Source organism: Providencia sp. 21OH12SH02B-Prov, assembly GCF_027362595.1.
In the GTDB taxonomy this organism is placed as follows: Bacteria; Pseudomonadota; Gammaproteobacteria; order Enterobacterales; family Enterobacteriaceae; genus Providencia; species Providencia zhejiangensis.
In genome coordinates this window covers 2,057,315-2,077,325 of record NZ_CP114796.1, presented here as the reverse complement: position 1 = coordinate 2,077,325, position 20,011 = coordinate 2,057,315, and the positions used below count along the sequence as shown (strand labels likewise).

Sequence of the window (20,011 nt, the reverse complement as noted above, 5' to 3'; positions counted from 1 at the left end):
TGACGAAAAAAGAAAAAAGCCCGCAATTACGCGGGCTTAGCGGACTTTTATGCCATCAAGTGCCTGGTCGTGCCAGACGCGAAATCATTCCCACTCAATTGTTGCTGGTGGCTTGCCGCTGATATCGTACACGACCCTAGAAATACCATCGACCTCGTTGATGATGCGGTTTGAGACACGACCTAAGAAGTCATAAGGTAGATGTGCCCAATGTGCTGTCATAAAGTCGATAGTTTCAACAGCACGCAGAGAAACAACCCAATCATACTTACGGCCATCCCCCATCACACCAACTGAACGTACAGGTAAGAATACAGTGAACGCTTGGCTAACTTTGTGGTAAAGCTCTGCTTTATGCAACTCTTCAATAAAGATCGCATCGGCACGACGTAGCAGGTCGCAATACTCTTTTTTCACTTCGCCTAATACACGTACACCAAGGCCTGGGCCTGGGAATGGATGACGGTATAGCATGTCATAAGGTAGTCCAAGCTCAAGGCCGATTTTACGCACCTCATCCTTAAACAGTTCCTTCAGAGGCTCAACAAGGCCCAGTTTCATGTCTTCTGGTAATCCACCGACGTTATGGTGAGATTTAATAACATGCGCTTTACCTGTCGCTGATGCCGCAGACTCGATAATATCTGGGTAAATCGTCCCTTGCGCCAACCATTTTACTTGCGTCTGTTTAGCGGCTTCTTCATCGAAAACATCAATAAAGACATGCCCGATCGCTTTACGTTTTGCTTCAGGATCATGAATACCCGCCAGCGCACCAAGGAAACGATCTTCAGCTTTAACATGGATAATATTCAGGTCGAATTTACCTGCAAACATTTCCATGACTTGATCAGCTTCGTTTAAACGCAATAAGCCATTATCAACGAATACACAAGTCAAACGTTTACCAATCGCACGGTTTAACAGTAATGCGGTTACAGAAGAATCGACGCCACCTGATAAGGCTAAAATCACATGGTCATCACCGATCTGCTCTTTCAGGCGTGCGACTGTATCATCGATAATTGCGGCTGGTGTCCACAGTGCTTCACAATGACAAATATCTTGTACAAAGCGTTTCAAGATATTCAGGCCTTGGTATGTATGAGTCACTTCTGGGTGGAATTGAACACCGTAGAATTTTTTCTCTTCATTGGCCATGATGGCAAATGGGCAGCTTGGAGTGCTTGCGATAGTTTTAAAATCTGCTGGGATAGCCGTCACTTTATCGCCATGGCTCATCCACACTTCCAGTACTGGCGTACCATTTTCACTGAGTGAGTCTTGAATATCACGGAATAAATCACATTGTTCCTTGATTTCAACTTGTGCGTAGCCAAATTCACGTTCACCAGAAACTTCTACTGCACCACCGAGTTGCATTGACATAGTTTGCATGCCATAGCAGATACCAAGGACAGGCACACCGGCATTAAACACGTAATCAGGCGCACGTGGGCTATCATTTGCTGTCGTACTTTCTGGGCCACCAGAGAGGATGATACCATTTGGATTGAATTCACGGATTTGCTCTTCTGATACGTCCCACGCCCAGAGTTCACAATAAACGCCAATTTCACGAATACGGCGAGCAATCAATTGTGAGTACTGTGAGCCGAAATCAAGGATAAGAATGCGATGCTTATGGATATTTGTTGTCATTTGAGGAGAATTCCAAAAATTCAAGTCAAAAATAGAAAATTGGTAGCTCCGCCATTATTCACGGAGCTACCCTGAATCATTATCGATTATTGCCCCAGACGGTAGTTCGGGGACTCTTTAGTAATGGTCACATCATGTACGTGGCTTTCTTGAATACCCGCACCACTGATACGGACAAACTCGGCTTTAGTACGCAGGGCGTCAATAGTACCACATCCTGTTAGACCCATACAGGAGCGTAGTCCACCCATTTGTTGATGGATAATGTCTTTTAGGCGACCTTTGTATGCCACACGTCCTTCAATCCCTTCTGGAACCAGCTTGTCAGCTGCATTATCAGATTGAAAATAACGGTCTGAAGAACCTTTAGACATCGCGCCCAGTGACCCCATACCACGGTAAGCTTTATAGCTACGACCTTGGAACAAGATGGTTTCACCCGGAGATTCTTCAGTTCCAGCAAACATTGAGCCAACCATCACACAAGCGGCACCTGCTGCAATCGCTTTAGAAATATCTCCCGAGAAGCGAATACCCCCATCCGCAATGACAGGGATCCCTGTGCCTTCGAGTGCTTCTACCGCATCTGCAATAGCGGTAATTTGTGGTACACCAACACCCGTTACAATACGTGTTGTACAGATAGAACCCGGACCTATACCGACTTTAACGGCGCTAACTCCTGCTTCAGCCAGCGCTTTTGCGCCTTCAGCAGTAGCAACGTTACCACCGATGATTGGCAGGTCAGGATATTTTTTGCGGGTTTCACGAATACGTTGTAAAACACCTTCAGAGTGACCGTGTGAAGAGTCAATTAACAGCACGTCAACCCCCGCAGCAACTAGCGCGTCAACACGCTCTTCGTTACCACCACCAGCGCCAACAGCCGCGCCAACACGTAGGCGACCTTGTTCATCTTTACACGCATTTGGTTTACGTTCTGCTTTTTGGAAGTCTTTAACGGTGATCATTCCTAACAGATGAAAGTTATCATCAATGACGAGGGCTTTTTCGACGCGTTTTTCATGCATTTTTTGTAGCACGATCTCACGAGCTTCACCCTCTTTGACCGTCACTAAGCGCTCTTTAGGCGTCATCACCGCAGTTACTGGCTGATCCAAATCAGTAACGAAACGCACGTCACGACCGGTAATAATCCCCACTAGGGATTTATCAGCAGCAACGACAGGGTAACCAGCAAAACCATTACGTTCAGCCATTTCTTGAACTTCACGGATTGTTGTATCAGGTGTTACGGTGACAGGGTCAGTCACGACACCACTTTCATGTTTTTTCACGCGACGAACTTCTTCCGCTTGGCGTTCAATAGACATGTTTTTGTGAATGAAGCCAAGACCACCTTCCTGAGCTAAAGCAATCGCAAGGTCAGATTCAGTCACTGTATCCATCGCTGCGGAGAGCATCGGAATGTTCAGGCGGATAGTTGCAGTTAATTGAGTTGATAGATCGGCCGTGTTTGGTAATACGGTTGAGTGTGCAGGAACGAGCAATACGTCGTCGAAAGTTAGTGCTTCTTTTTTAATGCGTAACATAGGCAATATCTCACCAGGCAGCGTTGTGGAAAGGTATAAAATATTGCCGCGGCATTATACACACCGAAACCGTTTGCCTCCAGTCCTTTTTTGAAAAAAAACTTGATAACTGTTCTGACTAGGTTAGTATCAATCAATTAAGTCATTGTTTTAGAATTTGATCTAGCTCACATGTCAACTCAAGAAAATAGTGGAATTTATTCTGTCAGCAAACTCAATCAGGCGGTTCGTGAACTTTTAGACCGTCAGATGGGGAGAATTTGGCTGACCGCCGAAATATCGAATTTTTCGCAGCCTAGCTCTGGTCATTGGTATCTGACGTTGAAAGATGACAAGGCGCAAGTTCGTGCGGCTATGTTTCGCGGGCAAAATGCGCGTGTAACTTTTCGGCCTCAAAATGGCCAACAAGTCTTAGTTCGTGCAACGGTAACACTCTATGAGCCTCGGGGTGACTATCAAATCATCATTGACAGCATGCAGCCAGCGGGTGAAGGCCTTTTACAGCAGCGTTTTGAATTGCTCAAACAGGCATTAGGGGCGGAAGGCTTGTTTGATGCCATACATAAACAACCACTGCCCTCTCCTGCTAAACGTATTGGCGTCATTACATCGGCAACAGGAGCAGCCTTACACGATATTCTGCATATTTTACGTCGCCGAGATCCTTCACTGCCAGTCGTTATCTATCCGACTGCGGTTCAAGGTGAGCAAGCCCCTGCACAAATTGCACGAGCGATTGCATTAGCAAATATTCGTCATGAATGCGACGTATTGATTGTTGGACGTGGTGGTGGCTCATTAGAGGACCTGTGGGCTTTTAACGAAGAAATTGTGGCAAGAGCGATTTTTGCTAGTCGACTGCCTATTGTCAGTGCAGTTGGCCACGAAACCGATGTCACGATTGCCGACTTTGTTGCCGATGTTCGAGCGCCTACACCTTCAGCTGCGGCTGAGTTAGTCAGCCGCAATCAACTTGAACTAATACGTCAATTGCAATCCGCTCAACAGCACCTTGAAATGGCAATGGATTATTATCTTGCAGGCCAGCAACAACGCTTTAGCCGCTTACAGCATCGCTTGCAGCAGCAACATCCACAACTTCGTTTAGCTAGACAACAGCACCAATTGAGTCTTCTAAATCAGAAGATCAATCAAGCGATGACTCGACGCTTACAAGTTGCTCAGTTGCGCTATGATCAGTTACAGCGTCGACTGTCACAACAAGATTTGCGCCCTTTATTGCAAAAACGACACAGCTCATTACAGCAAACGCAATATCATCTGCAAAATATGATGACCGAGTTACTTAATCGCTATAAACAGCGCTTTGCGGTAGCTTGCTCAAAAATGGAAACTGTTAGCCCACTGGCCACTTTAGCTCGAGGCTTTAGTATCAGTGAAACGGCCGATGGCACTGTGGTGAAAAAGACTTCACAGGTGAAATTGGGGCAGAAATTGAAAACACGCCTCAATGATGGTTGGGTAGAAAGTGAAGTCACTGAGGTGACTAAAATGAAAGCGAAACGTACACCTCGCTCAATCAGCAAATAAATGAATCGGTTATTCTCAAAATTTTCAACCTATTTATTTCTCAAGGTTAATTTTGAAAAGATGTCATCAAATTTAGCAAGGACAAGATCAGACAGTTTTAAAATGGCGAGCCAATGCAGGAGTCCTATTGGCCCGTATCAACAGAAAATAATAGACTGATTTTTGAGGATTAATAGCCTTTAACCCGCGAGATAGGCCTCATACCGCTATCAAGGGTCTTAAGGGGTATCTAATCTAGATACCCCAATAATTAAGTTAGAAACGAACTTCTCCCCCAAGCATATAGGAACGCCCTCTTGCAGTGGCATTATTCTTCCCGCGTTCTTCCATAATAGCGGTAGAGTTTGAACGATTTAAGGCATCCGAATACGTCTCATTCGTCACATTATTCACCGAGAACATCAATTTGACATTTTTATTGATTTTATAATCAGCATAAAGATCAATAATGGTAGGTTGCTTTTCATATTTATCTTTAAATGCATCACCATTATTGTCGACCAGCGATTCCACACCGATCCGCTTAGCAGGTCCTGTTACTGTAATGGTCGAACCTAATTTCAATGTTTCATCGAATAGCCTAACGCCACTATCCAGCGTCAAATAATAATCAGGTAACTCAGTCAGATCACCTGCACTGAAGTCAGCAACACTGGCAATTGAGACAGGCTGAGCACTGGTTTCTTTGGTGTAAGACAATGTTGAATAGAAGACCCCTGCATCGTAATTAGCTTGCAGTTCATAACCACGTAAATTAACGTTTCTTGGATCATTCATATAGATATAACTTTTCTGCATAAAATCAGGAAACTCTTTATCCCAGACATCGTCGTTCATTAAACACCATGCAAATTCAGCTTCTGTTCTTGGTCGACATAGCAAATAAGGTTTACTCGTGATGTAATCTTTCACTTTTGTATTGAACCAGAGTGCTTTCATATTGAACTGGTCACCTTGTACAATTAAATCAGGTTTGACGCTATTAAAGCCTATTTGCCATGTTTGTGCTTTTTCCCCTTTTAAAAACGGGTTCATCGAATTACCGCCATTTTGAGAAAAAAAGACTTCCTGTGAATTAGGCGCGCGCATCGAATGAGAATAACTCACAAAAGGCTGAAACTCTGGGATAATTTCAGCTGAGAGTAGCACGCCTGGATTGAATCCCCCTTCACGTAAATCGATTGAAGCATCTCCTTGAGGGAAACATTTCACATCATCGTCACAAGCAGGTTTAAATCCTTTTAATTGATAGTGCATGTAATTTAAATTCAATGATGCGCTGTAAATATCATATTTGACGTTAAATTGCGTATAAAGGCTGGATAGATCTAATGTCCCACTTGGTGAGAATGCATTATAAATCAAGGTATCCTTATTAACCGCACTAGAGACATTTCGCTCATATTTGTTTTTCATCAACTTAGAGCCAATTTGCCATTCATAATCCATATCACCATACGAAAAACGGCTAGTATTGGATAAATTAATACCTTCGGAAATATTTTTAGATTCTCCTTGTCGTAAAGCCCACCCTAATGAATCACCGCTAAATTTTTGATTACTATTACCATAGTTAATCATTAATTCAGTATCAATTAGCTCATTAAGTAGCGTATATTTATATTTAATATAATAATCTTCACTATCTATTTTACGACGCGTTAATTTATTTTGATATAAACGACCACTGAGCTCTATTTCATGGCTATCATTAGGTTTATATTTTAACTTAGCTAATTGTGATTGTGGCTTTTGTTTAAAGGTGTTATCCGTTGCAAAATCATCACTATTATAACCCGCACCATTTTTATAGGAACTAGGGATATTATGTCCACTGACCGCCATCAATCCCCCAAAATACCCATTATCTGAATTCGTTAATGTTTTTCCTGCAACGGCAACCATTCCGTTATAACCTAAGCCATTATCTCCCCAACGCGCCTTACTTCTTACGCCATATAACTGCTTATCGAATATCACATCATCAATGCCAATTGTTCTAAAATTGGCACTCCCTGCAAGAGCATTAACACTGTTCCCCCCATTTAATTGACCTTTTTCAACCTCAACTTCAACGATAAAATTCGGATCAATTAACGCACCAAAATCATTATTAGGTTGCTGACCGTGAGTATAATTACTCGGTGAAATACCATAATAAGTTTGGGTAACACCATCAACCATCATATTAACGCGACCAAAACCACTTAAGCCGCGAATATTCACGTTTACAGTACCTTGACTTGCATCCATTTGAGTATAAGTCCCTGGCATTGTTCGAATAATTTTATCTAATCCTTCTAGTTTATTCTCCGTACCAACAGCGCTATATGCTCCTGGTCGTTCTAAAGCCTTAACCAATGGTGTTTGTGTTTGTGCACCTGAAACCTTTAACTTACTAAAGTTTATGATGTCTTTATTATCTTGTCGCTGTGTGTCTTCTGCTAAAGCAATTCCATAAAGCCCTGTATATAATAACCCGGCTCCTAGTAGTTTTAATTTGTTATTCATTAAACCATTCCTGTAAACGCAATAATTAAACATGCGCTCACTTGCTTCAAAAGAAAATTTCGTATTGAAATTTTTGGCACAACAATCAGGTTATAGTAAAGAGGCTATAACCTAACTGTTGCTTTTAATTACCCATTTAATAATGGGTTATTAGTATATTAATTTTTTAATTGCGGGAAATATTGTTTTTTATCTTCTAGCATTAAAATAAAACTATAATCAAGAGCAATATCATTCAATGCATTATAACGACCTGATTTACCTCCATGGCCTGCATTCATATTGGTCTCTAATAATAATAGTGAATCACCTAATTTATATTCGCGTAATTTAGCAACCCATTTCGCTGGTTCCCAGTATTGCACTTGAGAATCATGTAAACCCGTTGTCACTAGCATATGGGGATATTTTTGCTTTTTGATATTATCATACGGGCTATAGGCTTTGATTCGCCAATACGCCTCTTCATTTTCAGGGTTACCCCATTCATCATATTCCCCAGTTGTTAATGGAATTGAGGGGTCTAGCATCGTAGTCACCACATCAACAAAAGGCACTGAAGCGACAACACCTTCATATAATTCAGGCGCAATATTGACAACCGTTCCCATCAATAACCCACCTGCACTGCCTCCCATGGCATAAATATGCCCTGGTTGACCATAGCCCTGACTAATCAATGATTTTGTTACATCAACAAAATCAGTAAATGAGTTCATTTTATTAATGGTTTTTCCTTGTAAATACCATTTTTTCCCTAACTCACCCCCCCCGCGAACATGAGCAATCGCATAGACAAAACCTCGGTCTAATAAAGATAAACGAGAGGAGCTGAATGAAGGGTCAATACTGTAACCATAAGCCCCATAGCCATAAACTAATAATGGATTTTGTGCTTCTTTATACAGATCTTTGCGATACACTAATGACACAGGTACCTTCACACCATCTTGGGCAGTTACCCATAGGCGTTGGCTTTGATATTTCGATTTATCAAAGTCTTTGACTTCTTGTTGTTTCAATAGCTGCTTTTGTTGCGTCTGCATATCTATTTCATAAACAGAAGATGGTGTCGTCATTGACGAATAACCATAACGCAATTTGCGGGTATCAGGCTCTGGATTGTTGCCAATCCATGCCATATAGGCAGGATCATCAAAGCTCACAAAATTTTCTGCTTTGGTTTGCCAATTGATTTGACGAATATTCACTAAACCATTTTGTCGTTCTTCCAGTACCAACCATTGGTTAAATAACTCAAAGCCTTCTAGGTCAATGTCATCGCGAGGGGCAACCACAGTATTCCAATCGTCACCAATGTGCTTTGCTGAGTACAGGCCAAATAATGGATTCTGATGATTAGAGCGTATGTAAAACTGATCACGGAAATGATCTGGGTAATACTCAACCCCGGTTTTACGTGTTTGAAAGACTTCAACTTGTTTACGTGGCTGATTTGCATCGAGTAAACGATACTCAGCAGTCTCGGTACTTGTGATACCAATAAAAATATAATTTTTTGATGTCGATTTAGACAAGCTGACATAAAAAGTATCATCTTTTTCTTCATATACCATCACATCTTGCTGCTGTTGTGTTCCAACTTGATGGTAAAAAACTTGGTACGGTAAGAGGGTTTGCGGATCTTTATTGACATAAAATAATGTGTTGTTGTCATTTGCCCAAACAATATTACCCGATGTATTCGTCAGTTCAGCATTCTGCCACTCTTGGCTATCTAAAGAACGAAAAGAGATACTATAGTTGTTACGACCTTCTCTATCTTCTGCAATCGCGATGTTTTTGTTATCCGGCGAAACCGTCAGGGTGCCTAAACGATAATATTCACTCCCTTCTGCGCGCTGGTTGCCATCGACAAGTACCTGCCAAGGTTCATGGCTATTAACAGGACGACGTTCATAGATAGGATAATTATTGCCCGCTTCAAAGCGGCTACGATAAGTATACCCATTATAATTATAAGGAACCGACTCATCATCCGCTTTCATACGCGAAAGTAATTCCTCATAAATTTGTTTTTTAAGCCCTTCACCCTGCGCTAATTGCTGCTGAGTATACGCATTTTCTTTTTCAAGATAATCAATGACATCTGGTGACTTTCTTTTATCATCTCTTAACCAATAATAATCATCAACACGTACATCACCGTGTGTTGTCATCGTATAAGGTTGTTTTTTCGCCTTTGGTGCTGACATGAATTCCTCCGCAAGGCTATGACTGGTTTGTAGTCCAATAAGTGCTATTAGACAAAATTTAGCGATTCGAGTTGATGCTGGCAATAAATTTGTTCGTATAATCATTTTGTTACTCTAATTGACCATTAATTTTCAAGTGCAAAGTCTATCGGCATTTTTACTGTCACTTTGCCGTTCTTTAGCATTTCAGTCGGTGGTGTGGGGAGAGGCTGTGCGCGAGAAAGAACTCTTTCCGCTTCCCTATCGAGAGAGCGAGTTCCTGAACTTTTCGTCAACGAACTATGAATGATATAGCCTTGTGCATCCACTTCGAACGTCACGACAGGAATGCCTGTTCGGTTACGTCGGCGGGCATCTTCAGGGTAGCGTTTAAACGTATTTAATTTACCTAACACTAGCGCTTGCCACTGTTTTTCAGCATCAAGCGTCGCTTGTGATTGACTATTGAAGTCAGCTGCTATTTTGTCCGTCTTTTTTAGCGCCGCTGCATCACTGGTTACAGGGGCATTACTTGCTTTTGAATTATCACTTTCGACGTTTTCAACGGGCTTTTTCTTAGGTTCTTTTTTTTCTTTTTTAGGAACTGTTGGTGCTTTTCTCTTTTCCGCTTTTGTGACTTGCAGTTCTGCATTCTCATTCACCGGAATAGGAGGAAGGTCAAGTTCATCAGGCGTAGCCTCTTGTGCTTTACTTGCCACCGAAACCTCCTGAACTTGACCGATATTCACCTCCGTTAACTGTTTAGCTTCCGCTTCTATGGAAAGCTCCATCACAACGGATGGAGGTGGCGTTAGCTCATCCCATGCTTGGTCATCATTGCTGTGGATAAAAAACCAAATCACTAAAAGATGTAATGCAATCGCAATAATCACCGCCCCACTCATTTTGGTGGTTTGGTAGTACCCTAATGTCATCGTGCCCATTTTAATCTTATTTATTTTTGCTATGCCTAAAACCTAAATGATAATTAATTACATATGCAAATGAAAACTATTTCAAGTTAAAATGGTAAAAGCATCACAAATACATTACTAATAGTTATCAAATGGTTACTTTGCATCCACTTTATTTTGGTTTGGTGTATACCAAACATAATCGGCATGAATGTTATCAATGGCATTGTCTTTTTCAGAAATGATTAACACCTTAAATTCAGCGTCTGGCGCAAGATCTTGTACATGCAATGGAACACCGATCGCGCGTGTAGCATGATACCCACCTGCAAATAACATTGCTGGCGTTGGTGCTTGTAATAATGATTTTGCCATCCTGCGGTCACGCATTTGTTGAATAACCGTCATCTTTTGCACTTGCTCTGGCGTTAATGCACCATCATGAGATGTTTCAATCGTTTTACTAATCAACTCTTGGACAACGGGCTGAGTTGAGTAGATACCATTAAGAACGGGAGGTTTTTCATAAGCTTCTGTGATTTCCTCAGTATTTAAGTTAGCCGAAAGCACAGGGTAAGGCGCTTTAAGTAAATATTTCGTTAACTCACCGTACTGCTCCCATGGCCAACCTTTTTGCCATTTTAGTTTTGATTGAAGCTTTTCATCCCGAATGTAGGGATTCCCCTGCATTTGTGCCTTAACGGCATCCACACTCTTTTGTTGATCCGGCTTAATCATTTCAAGCAAAACAGATCCTTGTGGACGTATTTTATGCATTTCCTGTGCGAGCCACTGCTCGATTTGATGGTGATACAGATTGTCATGCTTTTCGCCAACAATAACGCGCGATGATTGCGATAGTTGTTCAATAAGTTGCTGAGGTGTGATGGATTGCCCCGTTTGTAGATCAATGATTTGCCCTTGCCCTGTCAATCGGCTATCAAGCTCTAAAGGTTTTTGTTCGACTTGCTGCGCACAACCTGCAACAAGCAGTAATGCCATCGCGATAAGGGAGGATTTTACCTTCAATCTTACTGATATCATTATCTTTTCCATCTATTAATAATTGTGTATAGAATCACTCAAAATACAGATAATGATAATTATTTTCAATTAAAAAAGACCTCTGAATTTAAAAACTCAGAGGTCTTCCAAGATTAAGTCAAATTACAGAGGGTGAGTCTGTGCTTCAACAGCAGCTAATGCCACCATATTCACAATACGACGCACGGAAGCTATCGCAGTCAGTATATGAACAGGTTTGGAAACCCCCATCAATACAGGCCCGACAGTCACACCGTCTGAACTCGTCACACGCAATAAGTTATAACTAATACGTGCCGCTTCCATATTTGGCATAATCAGCAAGTTTGCAGAGCCTTTTAATGGACTATCCGGCATAACATCTTTACGAATTGATTCAATTAATGCCGCATCAGCGTGCATTTCACCATCAATTTCCAGATGTGGTGCTCGAGCTTTAACAAGTGCTAACGTATCACGCATTTTTTGTGCTGACGCACAGTCAGATGAACCGAAACTTGAGCGAGATAGGAGTGCCACTTTAGGTTCAATACCAAAACGACGCACAGTGTCTGCTGCCATTAATGTGATTTCTGCAAGCTCTTCAGGTGTTGGATCTTCATTGACGTAAGTATCTGCAACGAATGTATTTCCGGTTGGTAATAACAGCGCATTCATCGCACCCGCGGCATGAACCCCTTCACGGAAACCAAACAGATTTTTCACAACACTGTAGTGCTCACTATAGCTGCCAATGGTGCCACAAATCATGCCGTCAGCTTCACCACGCAGCACCATGATGCCTCCGATTAAGGTCGGATTACCAATTACGGCGCGGCGAGCCATCTCCTGTGAAACACCTCGGCGTTTCATGATTTGATAGTATTCTTGCCAGTACTCTTTGAAACGTGGGTCATTTTCATTATTGACCACTTCAAAGTCTTTACCAAGCTCAATGTGCAGACCCAATTTTTGAATACGCATTTCAATGACGCTTGGGCGACCAATTAGGATTGGGAATGCTAAACCAAGAGAAACCAATTCTTGCGTCGCATGTAATACACGCTCCTCTTCCCCTTCCGCCAACACAATACGTTTTTTCTGTGTTTTTGCTTGTGAGAAAATTGGCTTCATAAACAAGTTTGTTTTGTAGACAAACTGATTGAGTTTTTCAATATAAGCATCAAAATCTGCAATAGGACGTGTTGCTACCCCTGAATCCATTGCCGCTTTTGCAACTGCTGGTGCAATTTTCACAATCAATCGTGGGTCAAACGGTTTTGGAATAATATATTCAGGGCCAAAGAATAGGTCTTGGTTTCCATAAGCAGAAGCCACTTCTTCACTTTGTTCCGCTAATGCCAAATCGGCAATTGCATAAACACAAGCGAGTTTCATCTCTTCATTAATCGTTGTTGCACCAACATCGAGTGCGCCACGGAAAATGAATGGGAAACACAGCACGTTATTCACTTGGTTTGGATAGTCTGAACGACCAGTACAGATAATAGCGTCTGGGCGTACTTCTTTGGCTAATGGCGGTAAAATTTCTGGCTCAGGGTTAGCAAGCGCTAAAATAAGAGGGTCTTTCGCCATGGTTTTTACCATGTCTTGAGTTAATACCCCAGGGCCAGAACAGCCAAGGAAAATATCCGCATTTGGGATCACATCAGCCAACGTTCTTGTGCCATTGTCTTCAATTGCATACGCGGCTTTTGTGACATCCATCTTATCATCACGGCCTTTGTAAATGACCCCTTTCGAGTCACATACCGTGATATTTTCATGTTTTAAACCTAATGTCACCAATAGGTTCATACAAGCAATGGATGCGGCACCTGCCCCAGAAACAACTAAGCGTACATCACCGATATCCTTTTTAACGATACGTAATCCGTTAATCACCGCCGCTGTACAGATGATCGCGGTACCATGTTGATCATCATGGAATACAGGAATGTTCATTCTTTCACGTAGTTTCTGTTCGATATAGAAACATTCCGGCGCTTTGATATCTTCTAAGTTGATACCACCAAAAGTAGGCTCTAGAGAGGCAATGATATCAACAAGTTTATCCGGATCTGTTTCATCAACTTCGATGTCAAAGACATCAACGCCAGAAAACTTCTTAAATAGCACCCCTTTCCCTTCCATCACGGGTTTACCCGCCAAGGCTCCAATATTACCTAATCCCAAAACGGCGGTACCGTTCGAGATCACACCGACAAGATTCCCTTTTGCAGTATAGCGATACGCTTTAAGTGGTTCAGAAGCGATTTCAAGGCATGGGACTGCAACGCCTGGTGAATATGCAAGAGCCAAATCGCGCTGAGTTACCAATGGTTTGGTCGGTGTTACAGTTATTTTTCCTGGATGAGGAAACTCATGAAAATCAAGAGCACTTTGTTTTAATTTATCATCCATCATCAAGTCCTTTCAAAGTAGGTAGGGTAAAAGCAGTGACAGTATAAACATATCAGGCAAGCAAATCATGATCTTGGCGACAATTTCCAGAAAATTCTTTTGCTTACAGTATTGCATGAGACGATTCAGTACAATTTACTGCGCCCTTTCCCTGCTAATCCAAATAATAATTCTATATAGATATAATTATCCTTGATAATTTTAATCATGTAAAAATCACGTTATTATTTTTTATGTTCCGTCTGTTTTTAAATATCTGTACTTCTATTTTAACTACAGCCATTAATATAAAAAATCGTATATTAATAAAACACAAAAATGATAAAAAAATAAAGTGACCCTATATTATAAACATTAATTTTATATTCATTATTTACTAACTTCATACTGTCAGTATAGGCATAAAAGGAATCCACTATGTCTTCCCAAACCGTTATGATCATTGATGAACATCCGATTTATCGCTATGGTTTACGACAATTAATCAACGCAGATGAAGATTTTCATGTCACAGCAGAAAGCTGTAATTGCTCTGAAGCGCTACATATTGCGGAGGAAATACAACCTAATATCATTCTTATTGACACCAACATCTATGGTATTAAAACATTCGAAACGATCAGGTCATTACGCAAATACTGCCTGAAATCCTACCTGCTCGTTCTATCATTTTCTTCATCTAAAACAGATGTCTATAGCGCAATGGATTCTGGAGCACAAGGTTACTTACTCAAAAATAGTGACCTTGATATGCTCATGAACAGCATGCGTAAAGCGGCTGCGGGTCATCATGTGTTTAGTGAAAAAGTGTATCAGTGCCTGAGCAACCGTCATCGGCTGCATGATCCTGTGTCATCGTTAACGCGCCGAGAGCGTGAAATACTACATGAAATAGCCGCGGGACTAAAAAATAGAGAAATATCGAAATTACTTTTTATCTCGGAAGAAACGGTGAAAGTGCATATCCGTAATTTACTAAAAAAATTAAATGTACGTTCTCGTTTAGAAGCCAGCTTAATATATATGCGCTCTAAATAATAAACTTTCAAATTGTTTATCGCTTCACTAAAAAATAGATAAAACTGGATTGTCACTTTTTTATTTAATCAATAGATTAACTTTTCTTTCTGGTGATAAGGGGTAGATCATAATGTCATTTTCACGCATCATGTACAACTAACTGTTAGTTATCAAAGGAAAACCTCATGTCCAACACTTCCTCTTACATCATGTATGGCATCAAAAATTGTGACACGATCAAAAAAGCTCGCCGCTACTTGGAAGACAATGATATTAGTTACCAATTTCATGATTATCGCGTTGATGGAATTGATGATGCCTTACTCTCCTCTTTCATCGCAGAACTGGGTTGGGAAGTCTTAGTCAACAAAAGAGGGACAACTTGGCGTAAACTTAGCGACGAGGAAAAAAATGCCGTTGTCGATACTGAAAGTGCTAAGCAAGTCTTGTTGGCAGAACCCGCAATGATCAAACGACCCATTCTTGTATCAGCAGATAAGCGTTATCTTGTCGGCTTTTCTGCTGCTGAATACCAACAGTTTACCCAATAAGCTGGAGAGCTACGATGGATTGTCCTGTTATACAACTTGCTCAAGCACTCATTTCTCGCCCATCAATTAGCCCTGATGATCAAGGCTGCCAAGCTTTATTAATCGAACGATTAAAAAAGAAAGGCTTCGTGGTGGAAGATATGCCCTTCGGTGATACCCAAAATTTCTGGGCACATCATGGTACAGATGGTGAAACCTTAGCTTTTGCGGGGCATACTGATGTGGTGCCTGCTGGCGATCCTGCTAAATGGCAAACACCGCCTTTTACACCGACGATTATTAATCAGCATCTATATGGACGCGGTGCCGCTGATATGAAAGGCTCCGTAGCCGCAATGATTGTGGCTGCTGAACGCTTTGTCGAAAAACATCCTAACCACCGTGGCCGGTTGGCTTTTTTGATCACTTCCGATGAAGAAGCTAAAGCAACCAATGGTACGGTCAAAGTTGTTGAAACACTAATGCAGCGCAATGAGCGTTTAGATTATTGCTTGGTGGGTGAGCCTTCTAGTCAATCGCAACTTGGTGATACCGTTAAAAATGGTCGACGTGGCTCATTGACCGCTCATTTAACCATTTTAGGCACGCAAGGACATGTCGCTTACCCCCATCTTGCCGATAATCCAGTCCATCGTGCGACCCGTTTTTTAGATGAACTCGTTTCGACACAGTGGGATCAAGGAAATGAATTTTTCCCTGAAACCAGCATGCAAATAGCTAACGTACAAGCAGGAACAGGCGCAACCAACGTTATTCCTGGTGAGTTTTTTGTCCAATTTAATTTCCGATTCAGTTCGGAATTAACGGATAAAATGATCAAAGAGCGTGTTGAAGAGATGCTTGCTCGCCACCAGCTAAAATATGAGTTGGTTTGGTCATTATCAGGTCAACCTTTTTTGACACGCTCAGGTCATTTAGTTGATGCGACGACCCAAGCTATCCGTGAATTAACCGGTCGAACGACTGAGTTATCGACTAGCGGGGGAACATCTGATGGCCGTTTCATTGCGCAAATGGGGGCTCAAGTCATTGAGTTAGGTCCATTAAATGCAACTATTCATAAGGTTGACGAGTGTGTCAAGGTCAGTGATTTGCAACAACTCGCTTTAATCTATGAGCGAATTATGGAGCTATTGCTATTATGATTTCGATTGAAATGCTAACAGGTCATTCAACGGAGCATCTCGTCACATTAGGTGGTCCTCATCGCCTTCAGTTTAATGCGACCAAAGCATTTTTAGCCATGCAACAAGCCGCGGCAAGAGCAGGCTTTAAACTCCAGTCTGCGAGTGCATTTCGTGATTTTTCTCGCCAGCAACTGATTTGGAATGAGAAATTCTCAGGGAAACGCCCTGTACTTGATAAACAGAGCCAGCCATTAGACATTACGTTGTTAACGGAAGGCGAGTTATGTGAGGCAATTTTACATTGGTCCGCCCTGCCCGGAGCAAGTCGGCATCACTGGGGAACTGAAATCGATGTTTATGACCCTTTACGCCTTCCCGCGGGGCAGTCACTGCAACTTGAACCTTGGGAATACGAATCAGGCGGTTATTTTGCTGAACTGAATCAATGGTTGAGTGACAATATGGCCACCTACGATTTCTACCGCCCTTTTACCGCCAAAGATGCCGGTGTTGCTTATGAGCCTTGGCATATTAGTTATTGGCCGTTGTCACATGAGGCCGAGCAACTGTTAACACCTGAAGTCATCAAAACTGTTTTGCAACAAGAAGATATTTTGGGTCACGATTGGTTATTAGCCAATTTAGAGTACGTTTTTAATCGCTATATTAAAATAGCGGAATAAACCCAAAAAGCACCAAGCAATTTGGTGCTTTTTTATAACGCAATCATGGCAATTCATTTTTACTCGGGATTGGTTTATCAATCACAGGTAAGCGATACATAAAAAAGAGTAACCAACATAACAAAATAAATAGTCCGAGTTTTAACCACCAAAAGTTAACAACCCAAATCGATATCATAAATGTCACCAATATCACTACCATTGCTTTAGGTTTAGCCCCTTTTGGTAGGCCTTTATAGGTTTGCCAATGCCGAATATATCCACCAAACCAAGAGCGATAGAGTAACCAGTGATGAAAACGCGGTGATGAGCGAGAAAAACACCATGCGGCTAAGAGTAAAAATGGCGTTGTTGGCAATACCGGCAATACAACGCCTAAAAAGGCGAGTATTACCGCGAGCCAACCTAATAAAATTAAAAATCCTTTTGTTATGTTCAAAATGGCTCTCCCAACCGCACCGAAAACATGGTTAAATAAACTGAATGATCGATAAGGAAAATACCCTATCGAATTTCAAACTTTAATGTGATGCTAAATGTGTGCCAGTAAAAGTGTTCACTTTTCTTCCACCTTTTTAGTAACCTCATATTGGCAAGTATAGAAGGCTACATATGCATTGGTTAGCAGATTATTGGTGGGTAGTCCTACTGATTTTAGTCGGCATCATCTGGAACGCTATCAAAGAGATGATGCGGTTTGATCATAAAAAATTTCTTGATAATAAACCAGAGATACCGCCACATAAAGATAACAACCATCTTTGGGATGATGAGGACGATTGGCCTAAAAACAAGAAAGATTAGTTTTTTGCGCTACCATTTCCACAAGCTCAGGGTAGTCACGTTGAAGGCATTGCTTCAATTCTGCCCGAGCTTGCTTTAACCAAGCCTTTTGTCCTGCTAGCTGTAGTTGCTGGCATATCTCTTCGAGCGATAATTGTAATTGAAAATAGAAACGCAATAACAACAACCCACCTTCGTGTTGAGTCAGTAACCTCTGTATCGCCGCACTGCTAGCTTCAAGTGTTCTGTGATAAAAAGCAAAACCCACGAGTTCTAACCAGTCTTCGTCACTCAAATGTTGTTGTTCACAGAATGGCAAATTGAAATGACTAAGGTCTTTTCGCCAAAACAGATCTTTTGATAAACACCGTTCAGCTTGTTCACATAACAGTGAGGCCTGTGCTGATAACGGCAGTATCGCCATTGCGGTATAACATCCACTGCTCGCTTCAAGGTGACTGCCTACACGCACTAATCGGTAACCCGCTTGCTGCCAAAAACTTAATAATTCAGGGGTCAGCCCAAAACTCACAGATAAAAAATCCCTTCCTTGCTCAAGGGCTAGGTGTTTTTGTGCGGCAAGTAGTTGTAAACCTATTTTTTGCCGGCGATAGGCAGGAGCAACAGCAATTCGCATAGTACGCTGGGAACGCATTTGTGCTGCTTCAGGAAAATAACTGTGCGCCGCAAGAGATTGCACCAGCAAATTACCGCGAGGACGACGCAAACCAGCCCATACCTGCCAACTTAATGCATGGTCTAAACTCCCTTCTTCCACCATCCATAATGCCCCGACCAATTGAGTCGATGATTTTGCTGTCATAAATTGCTGCTGGCTGGCATCAAGTAAGCGACGTAGGTCAAGGGGGGATGTTCGATAATGAGCGCTAGTTAAGAGTCCATAAAAGTTTTTTAGCTGTTCTGGGTTGTCCGCTAGCTGTTGTTGAGTCGTCTGTTCGATTAAGCATACCGAGTGAGTTTCTGTGCTAATGTCAGTTTCCTCAAGCAGTAATGCTTGGTTAAGCCAATTTTCTAAAGGGTCATTTTCTGCCCAACGGATAGGTGCCGCTAAATGAAGTGATGTAAAATTATCCAAATGGCTACAGAATTTATTGATAAAGCCTCGACCTGTGCCTTCATAACCCTCCACCGTGGTCGTTAATAAGACTCGAGGAAAATAGCTGACTAATTGTCGCAAAATATAGTTAGGGATCGCCGCAGCTTCATCAATAATTAACCAGTCTGCATCAATTTCGCCATCCTTCAGGCAATAACGTAGCAACTCATCAGGCGAGAAAAAGCTCACTGCGCCACCAGCGTACTTTTCAAGGGTTTGTATAGCAACCTTTGCGGGTGCACAACACCAACATTTTCCTTGCCATTTTTTTATCAGCATCCCCGCGAGAGTGGATTTACCACGCCCTCTAGGGGCAATCACTCCCCATACCCCAGATGTTGCTGCTAATAATTGGTTTAATGTTATTTGTTGTGCCGCTGTTGCTTCACCTGAAGGTGCTTGCCAATGTGCTTGTTCTGGTAGTCGCGAAAAATAGGGTTGCCGATACTGTTGCCACAGCAAGACATCGGGGCGTGATTTTATAACTCGTTGTAGATGATGAACAAAATTAGGCGTTGCTATCGCGCCATTTTGTTCATTCCAGCGTAAACTGTCACTATCTAGCGTATCGGCCCAAATATGCTGCGCTGGTGTACATAAAATCAATAAACTGCCCGCTTTTAATGTTCCTGCCAGCATGGCTAATGCTTCACTGTGTAATCCTTCTCGGGCATCGAAAACAGCATGTAAAAACTCTCGACCTAATAATAAATGGGCATTTTTGACGGGTAAAGCATTTGGCATGGTTGATGAAAGTGTCAGCCAGTCACCACTTATGGTGGATTGGATCTCTTGCAACCGTTCAACCACCCACTGGCTTTCACCCGATAATACCAGTAAGCGTCGATAGCCATAGTCACTTAATTGAGCACATATTTCAGGAAGTGAGTCATTCAT

Annotated in this window: 15 protein-coding genes; 6 read left to right on the top strand and 9 right to left on the bottom strand. The window is 41.9% G+C overall.

The window, feature by feature from the left end; all coding sequences use genetic code 11:
• Nucleotides 1–84: 84 nt before the first annotated feature.
• A complete protein-coding gene (gene guaA / locus O7C57_RS09870) occupies nt 85–1,662 on the bottom strand; it encodes a glutamine-hydrolyzing GMP synthase (protein ID WP_154624338.1) in 1,578 nt (525 codons plus the stop codon).
• A gap of 86 nt (nt 1,663–1,748) precedes the next feature.
• Nucleotides 1,749–3,215 carry an IMP dehydrogenase gene (gene guaB / locus O7C57_RS09865; protein WP_154624339.1) on the bottom strand — a complete coding sequence of 489 codons (1,467 nt, stop codon included), beginning with the start codon at nt 3,213–3,215 and terminating at the stop codon, nt 1,749–1,751.
• Between the two features lie 171 nt (nt 3,216–3,386).
• Here guaB and xseA point away from each other — a divergent pair, with 171 nt between their 5' ends.
• Complete coding sequence (xseA, locus tag O7C57_RS09860; protein WP_163861479.1) at nt 3,387–4,766, top strand: exodeoxyribonuclease VII large subunit; 1,380 nt, start codon at nt 3,387–3,389, stop codon at nt 4,764–4,766.
• A gap of 255 nt (nt 4,767–5,021) precedes the next feature.
• Here the strand turns inward: xseA and O7C57_RS09855 are convergent, their stop codons facing one another.
• The 5 genes from O7C57_RS09855 to maeB all read right to left on the bottom strand — a co-directional run bounded on the left by O7C57_RS09855 (nt 5,022) and on the right by maeB (nt 13,833).
• Nucleotides 5,022–7,277: a TonB-dependent receptor domain-containing protein gene (locus O7C57_RS09855; RefSeq protein ID WP_269723963.1), complete on the bottom strand. Its 2,256-nt coding sequence runs from the start codon at nt 7,275–7,277 to the stop codon at nt 5,022–5,024.
• A 158-nt stretch (nt 7,278–7,435) separates the two neighbouring features.
• Nucleotides 7,436–9,598, bottom strand: a complete 2,163-nt coding sequence (locus tag O7C57_RS09850; RefSeq protein WP_269723962.1) for a S9 family peptidase — start codon at nt 9,596–9,598, stop codon at nt 7,436–7,438.
• Between the two features lie 20 nt (nt 9,599–9,618).
• Nucleotides 9,619–10,416, bottom strand: coding sequence for an energy transducer TonB (locus tag O7C57_RS09845; protein ID WP_154623918.1), 798 nt, complete (start codon nt 10,414–10,416; stop codon nt 9,619–9,621).
• Nucleotides 10,417–10,542: 126 nt separating this feature from the next.
• Nucleotides 10,543–11,430 (bottom strand): ChaN family lipoprotein, encoded by an 888-nt coding sequence (locus O7C57_RS09840; RefSeq protein WP_269723961.1) that lies wholly within the window; start codon nt 11,428–11,430, stop codon nt 10,543–10,545.
• 123 nt (nt 11,431–11,553) lie between these two features.
• On the bottom strand, nt 11,554–13,833 hold the full coding sequence (gene maeB / locus O7C57_RS09835; protein WP_269723960.1) for an NADP-dependent oxaloacetate-decarboxylating malate dehydrogenase: 2,280 nt from the start codon (nt 13,831–13,833) through the stop codon (nt 11,554–11,556).
• 417 nt (nt 13,834–14,250) lie between these two features.
• Between maeB and O7C57_RS09830 the strand changes: the two genes are divergently transcribed.
• From O7C57_RS09830 to O7C57_RS09815, 4 genes are all read left to right on the top strand, one after another.
• Nucleotides 14,251–14,871: a LuxR C-terminal-related transcriptional regulator gene (locus O7C57_RS09830; RefSeq protein ID WP_269723959.1), complete on the top strand. Its 621-nt coding sequence runs from the start codon at nt 14,251–14,253 to the stop codon at nt 14,869–14,871.
• A 167-nt stretch (nt 14,872–15,038) separates the two neighbouring features.
• Nucleotides 15,039–15,404: an ArsC family reductase gene (locus O7C57_RS09825; RefSeq protein ID WP_269723958.1), complete on the top strand. Its 366-nt coding sequence runs from the start codon at nt 15,039–15,041 to the stop codon at nt 15,402–15,404.
• 14 nt (nt 15,405–15,418) lie between these two features.
• Nucleotides 15,419–16,549 (top strand): succinyl-diaminopimelate desuccinylase, encoded by a 1,131-nt coding sequence (gene dapE / locus O7C57_RS09820; protein ID WP_154624976.1) that lies wholly within the window; start codon nt 15,419–15,421, stop codon nt 16,547–16,549.
• Nucleotides 16,546–17,214 carry a M15 family metallopeptidase gene (locus tag O7C57_RS09815; protein WP_269723957.1) on the top strand — a complete coding sequence of 223 codons (669 nt, stop codon included), beginning with the start codon at nt 16,546–16,548 and terminating at the stop codon, nt 17,212–17,214. The genes dapE and O7C57_RS09815 overlap by 4 nt, the downstream gene beginning before the upstream one ends.
• Nucleotides 17,215–17,257: 43 nt before the next feature.
• On the opposite strand, the gene O7C57_RS09810 is transcribed toward O7C57_RS09815, so the two are convergent.
• Nucleotides 17,258–17,647 (bottom strand): DUF454 family protein, encoded by a 390-nt coding sequence (locus O7C57_RS09810; RefSeq protein WP_163863576.1) that lies wholly within the window; start codon nt 17,645–17,647, stop codon nt 17,258–17,260.
• Nucleotides 17,648–17,826: 179 nt separating this feature from the next.
• Between O7C57_RS09810 and O7C57_RS09805 the strand changes: the two genes are divergently transcribed.
• Nucleotides 17,827–18,018: a YpfN family protein gene (locus O7C57_RS09805; RefSeq protein WP_154624979.1), complete on the top strand. Its 192-nt coding sequence runs from the start codon at nt 17,827–17,829 to the stop codon at nt 18,016–18,018.
• On the opposite strand, the gene O7C57_RS09800 is transcribed toward O7C57_RS09805, so the two are convergent.
• On the bottom strand, nt 17,999–20,011 hold the full coding sequence (locus O7C57_RS09800) for a tRNA(Met) cytidine acetyltransferase TmcA (RefSeq protein WP_269723956.1): 2,013 nt from the start codon (nt 20,009–20,011) through the stop codon (nt 17,999–18,001). The two genes, O7C57_RS09805 and O7C57_RS09800, sit on opposite strands and share 20 nt — an antisense overlap.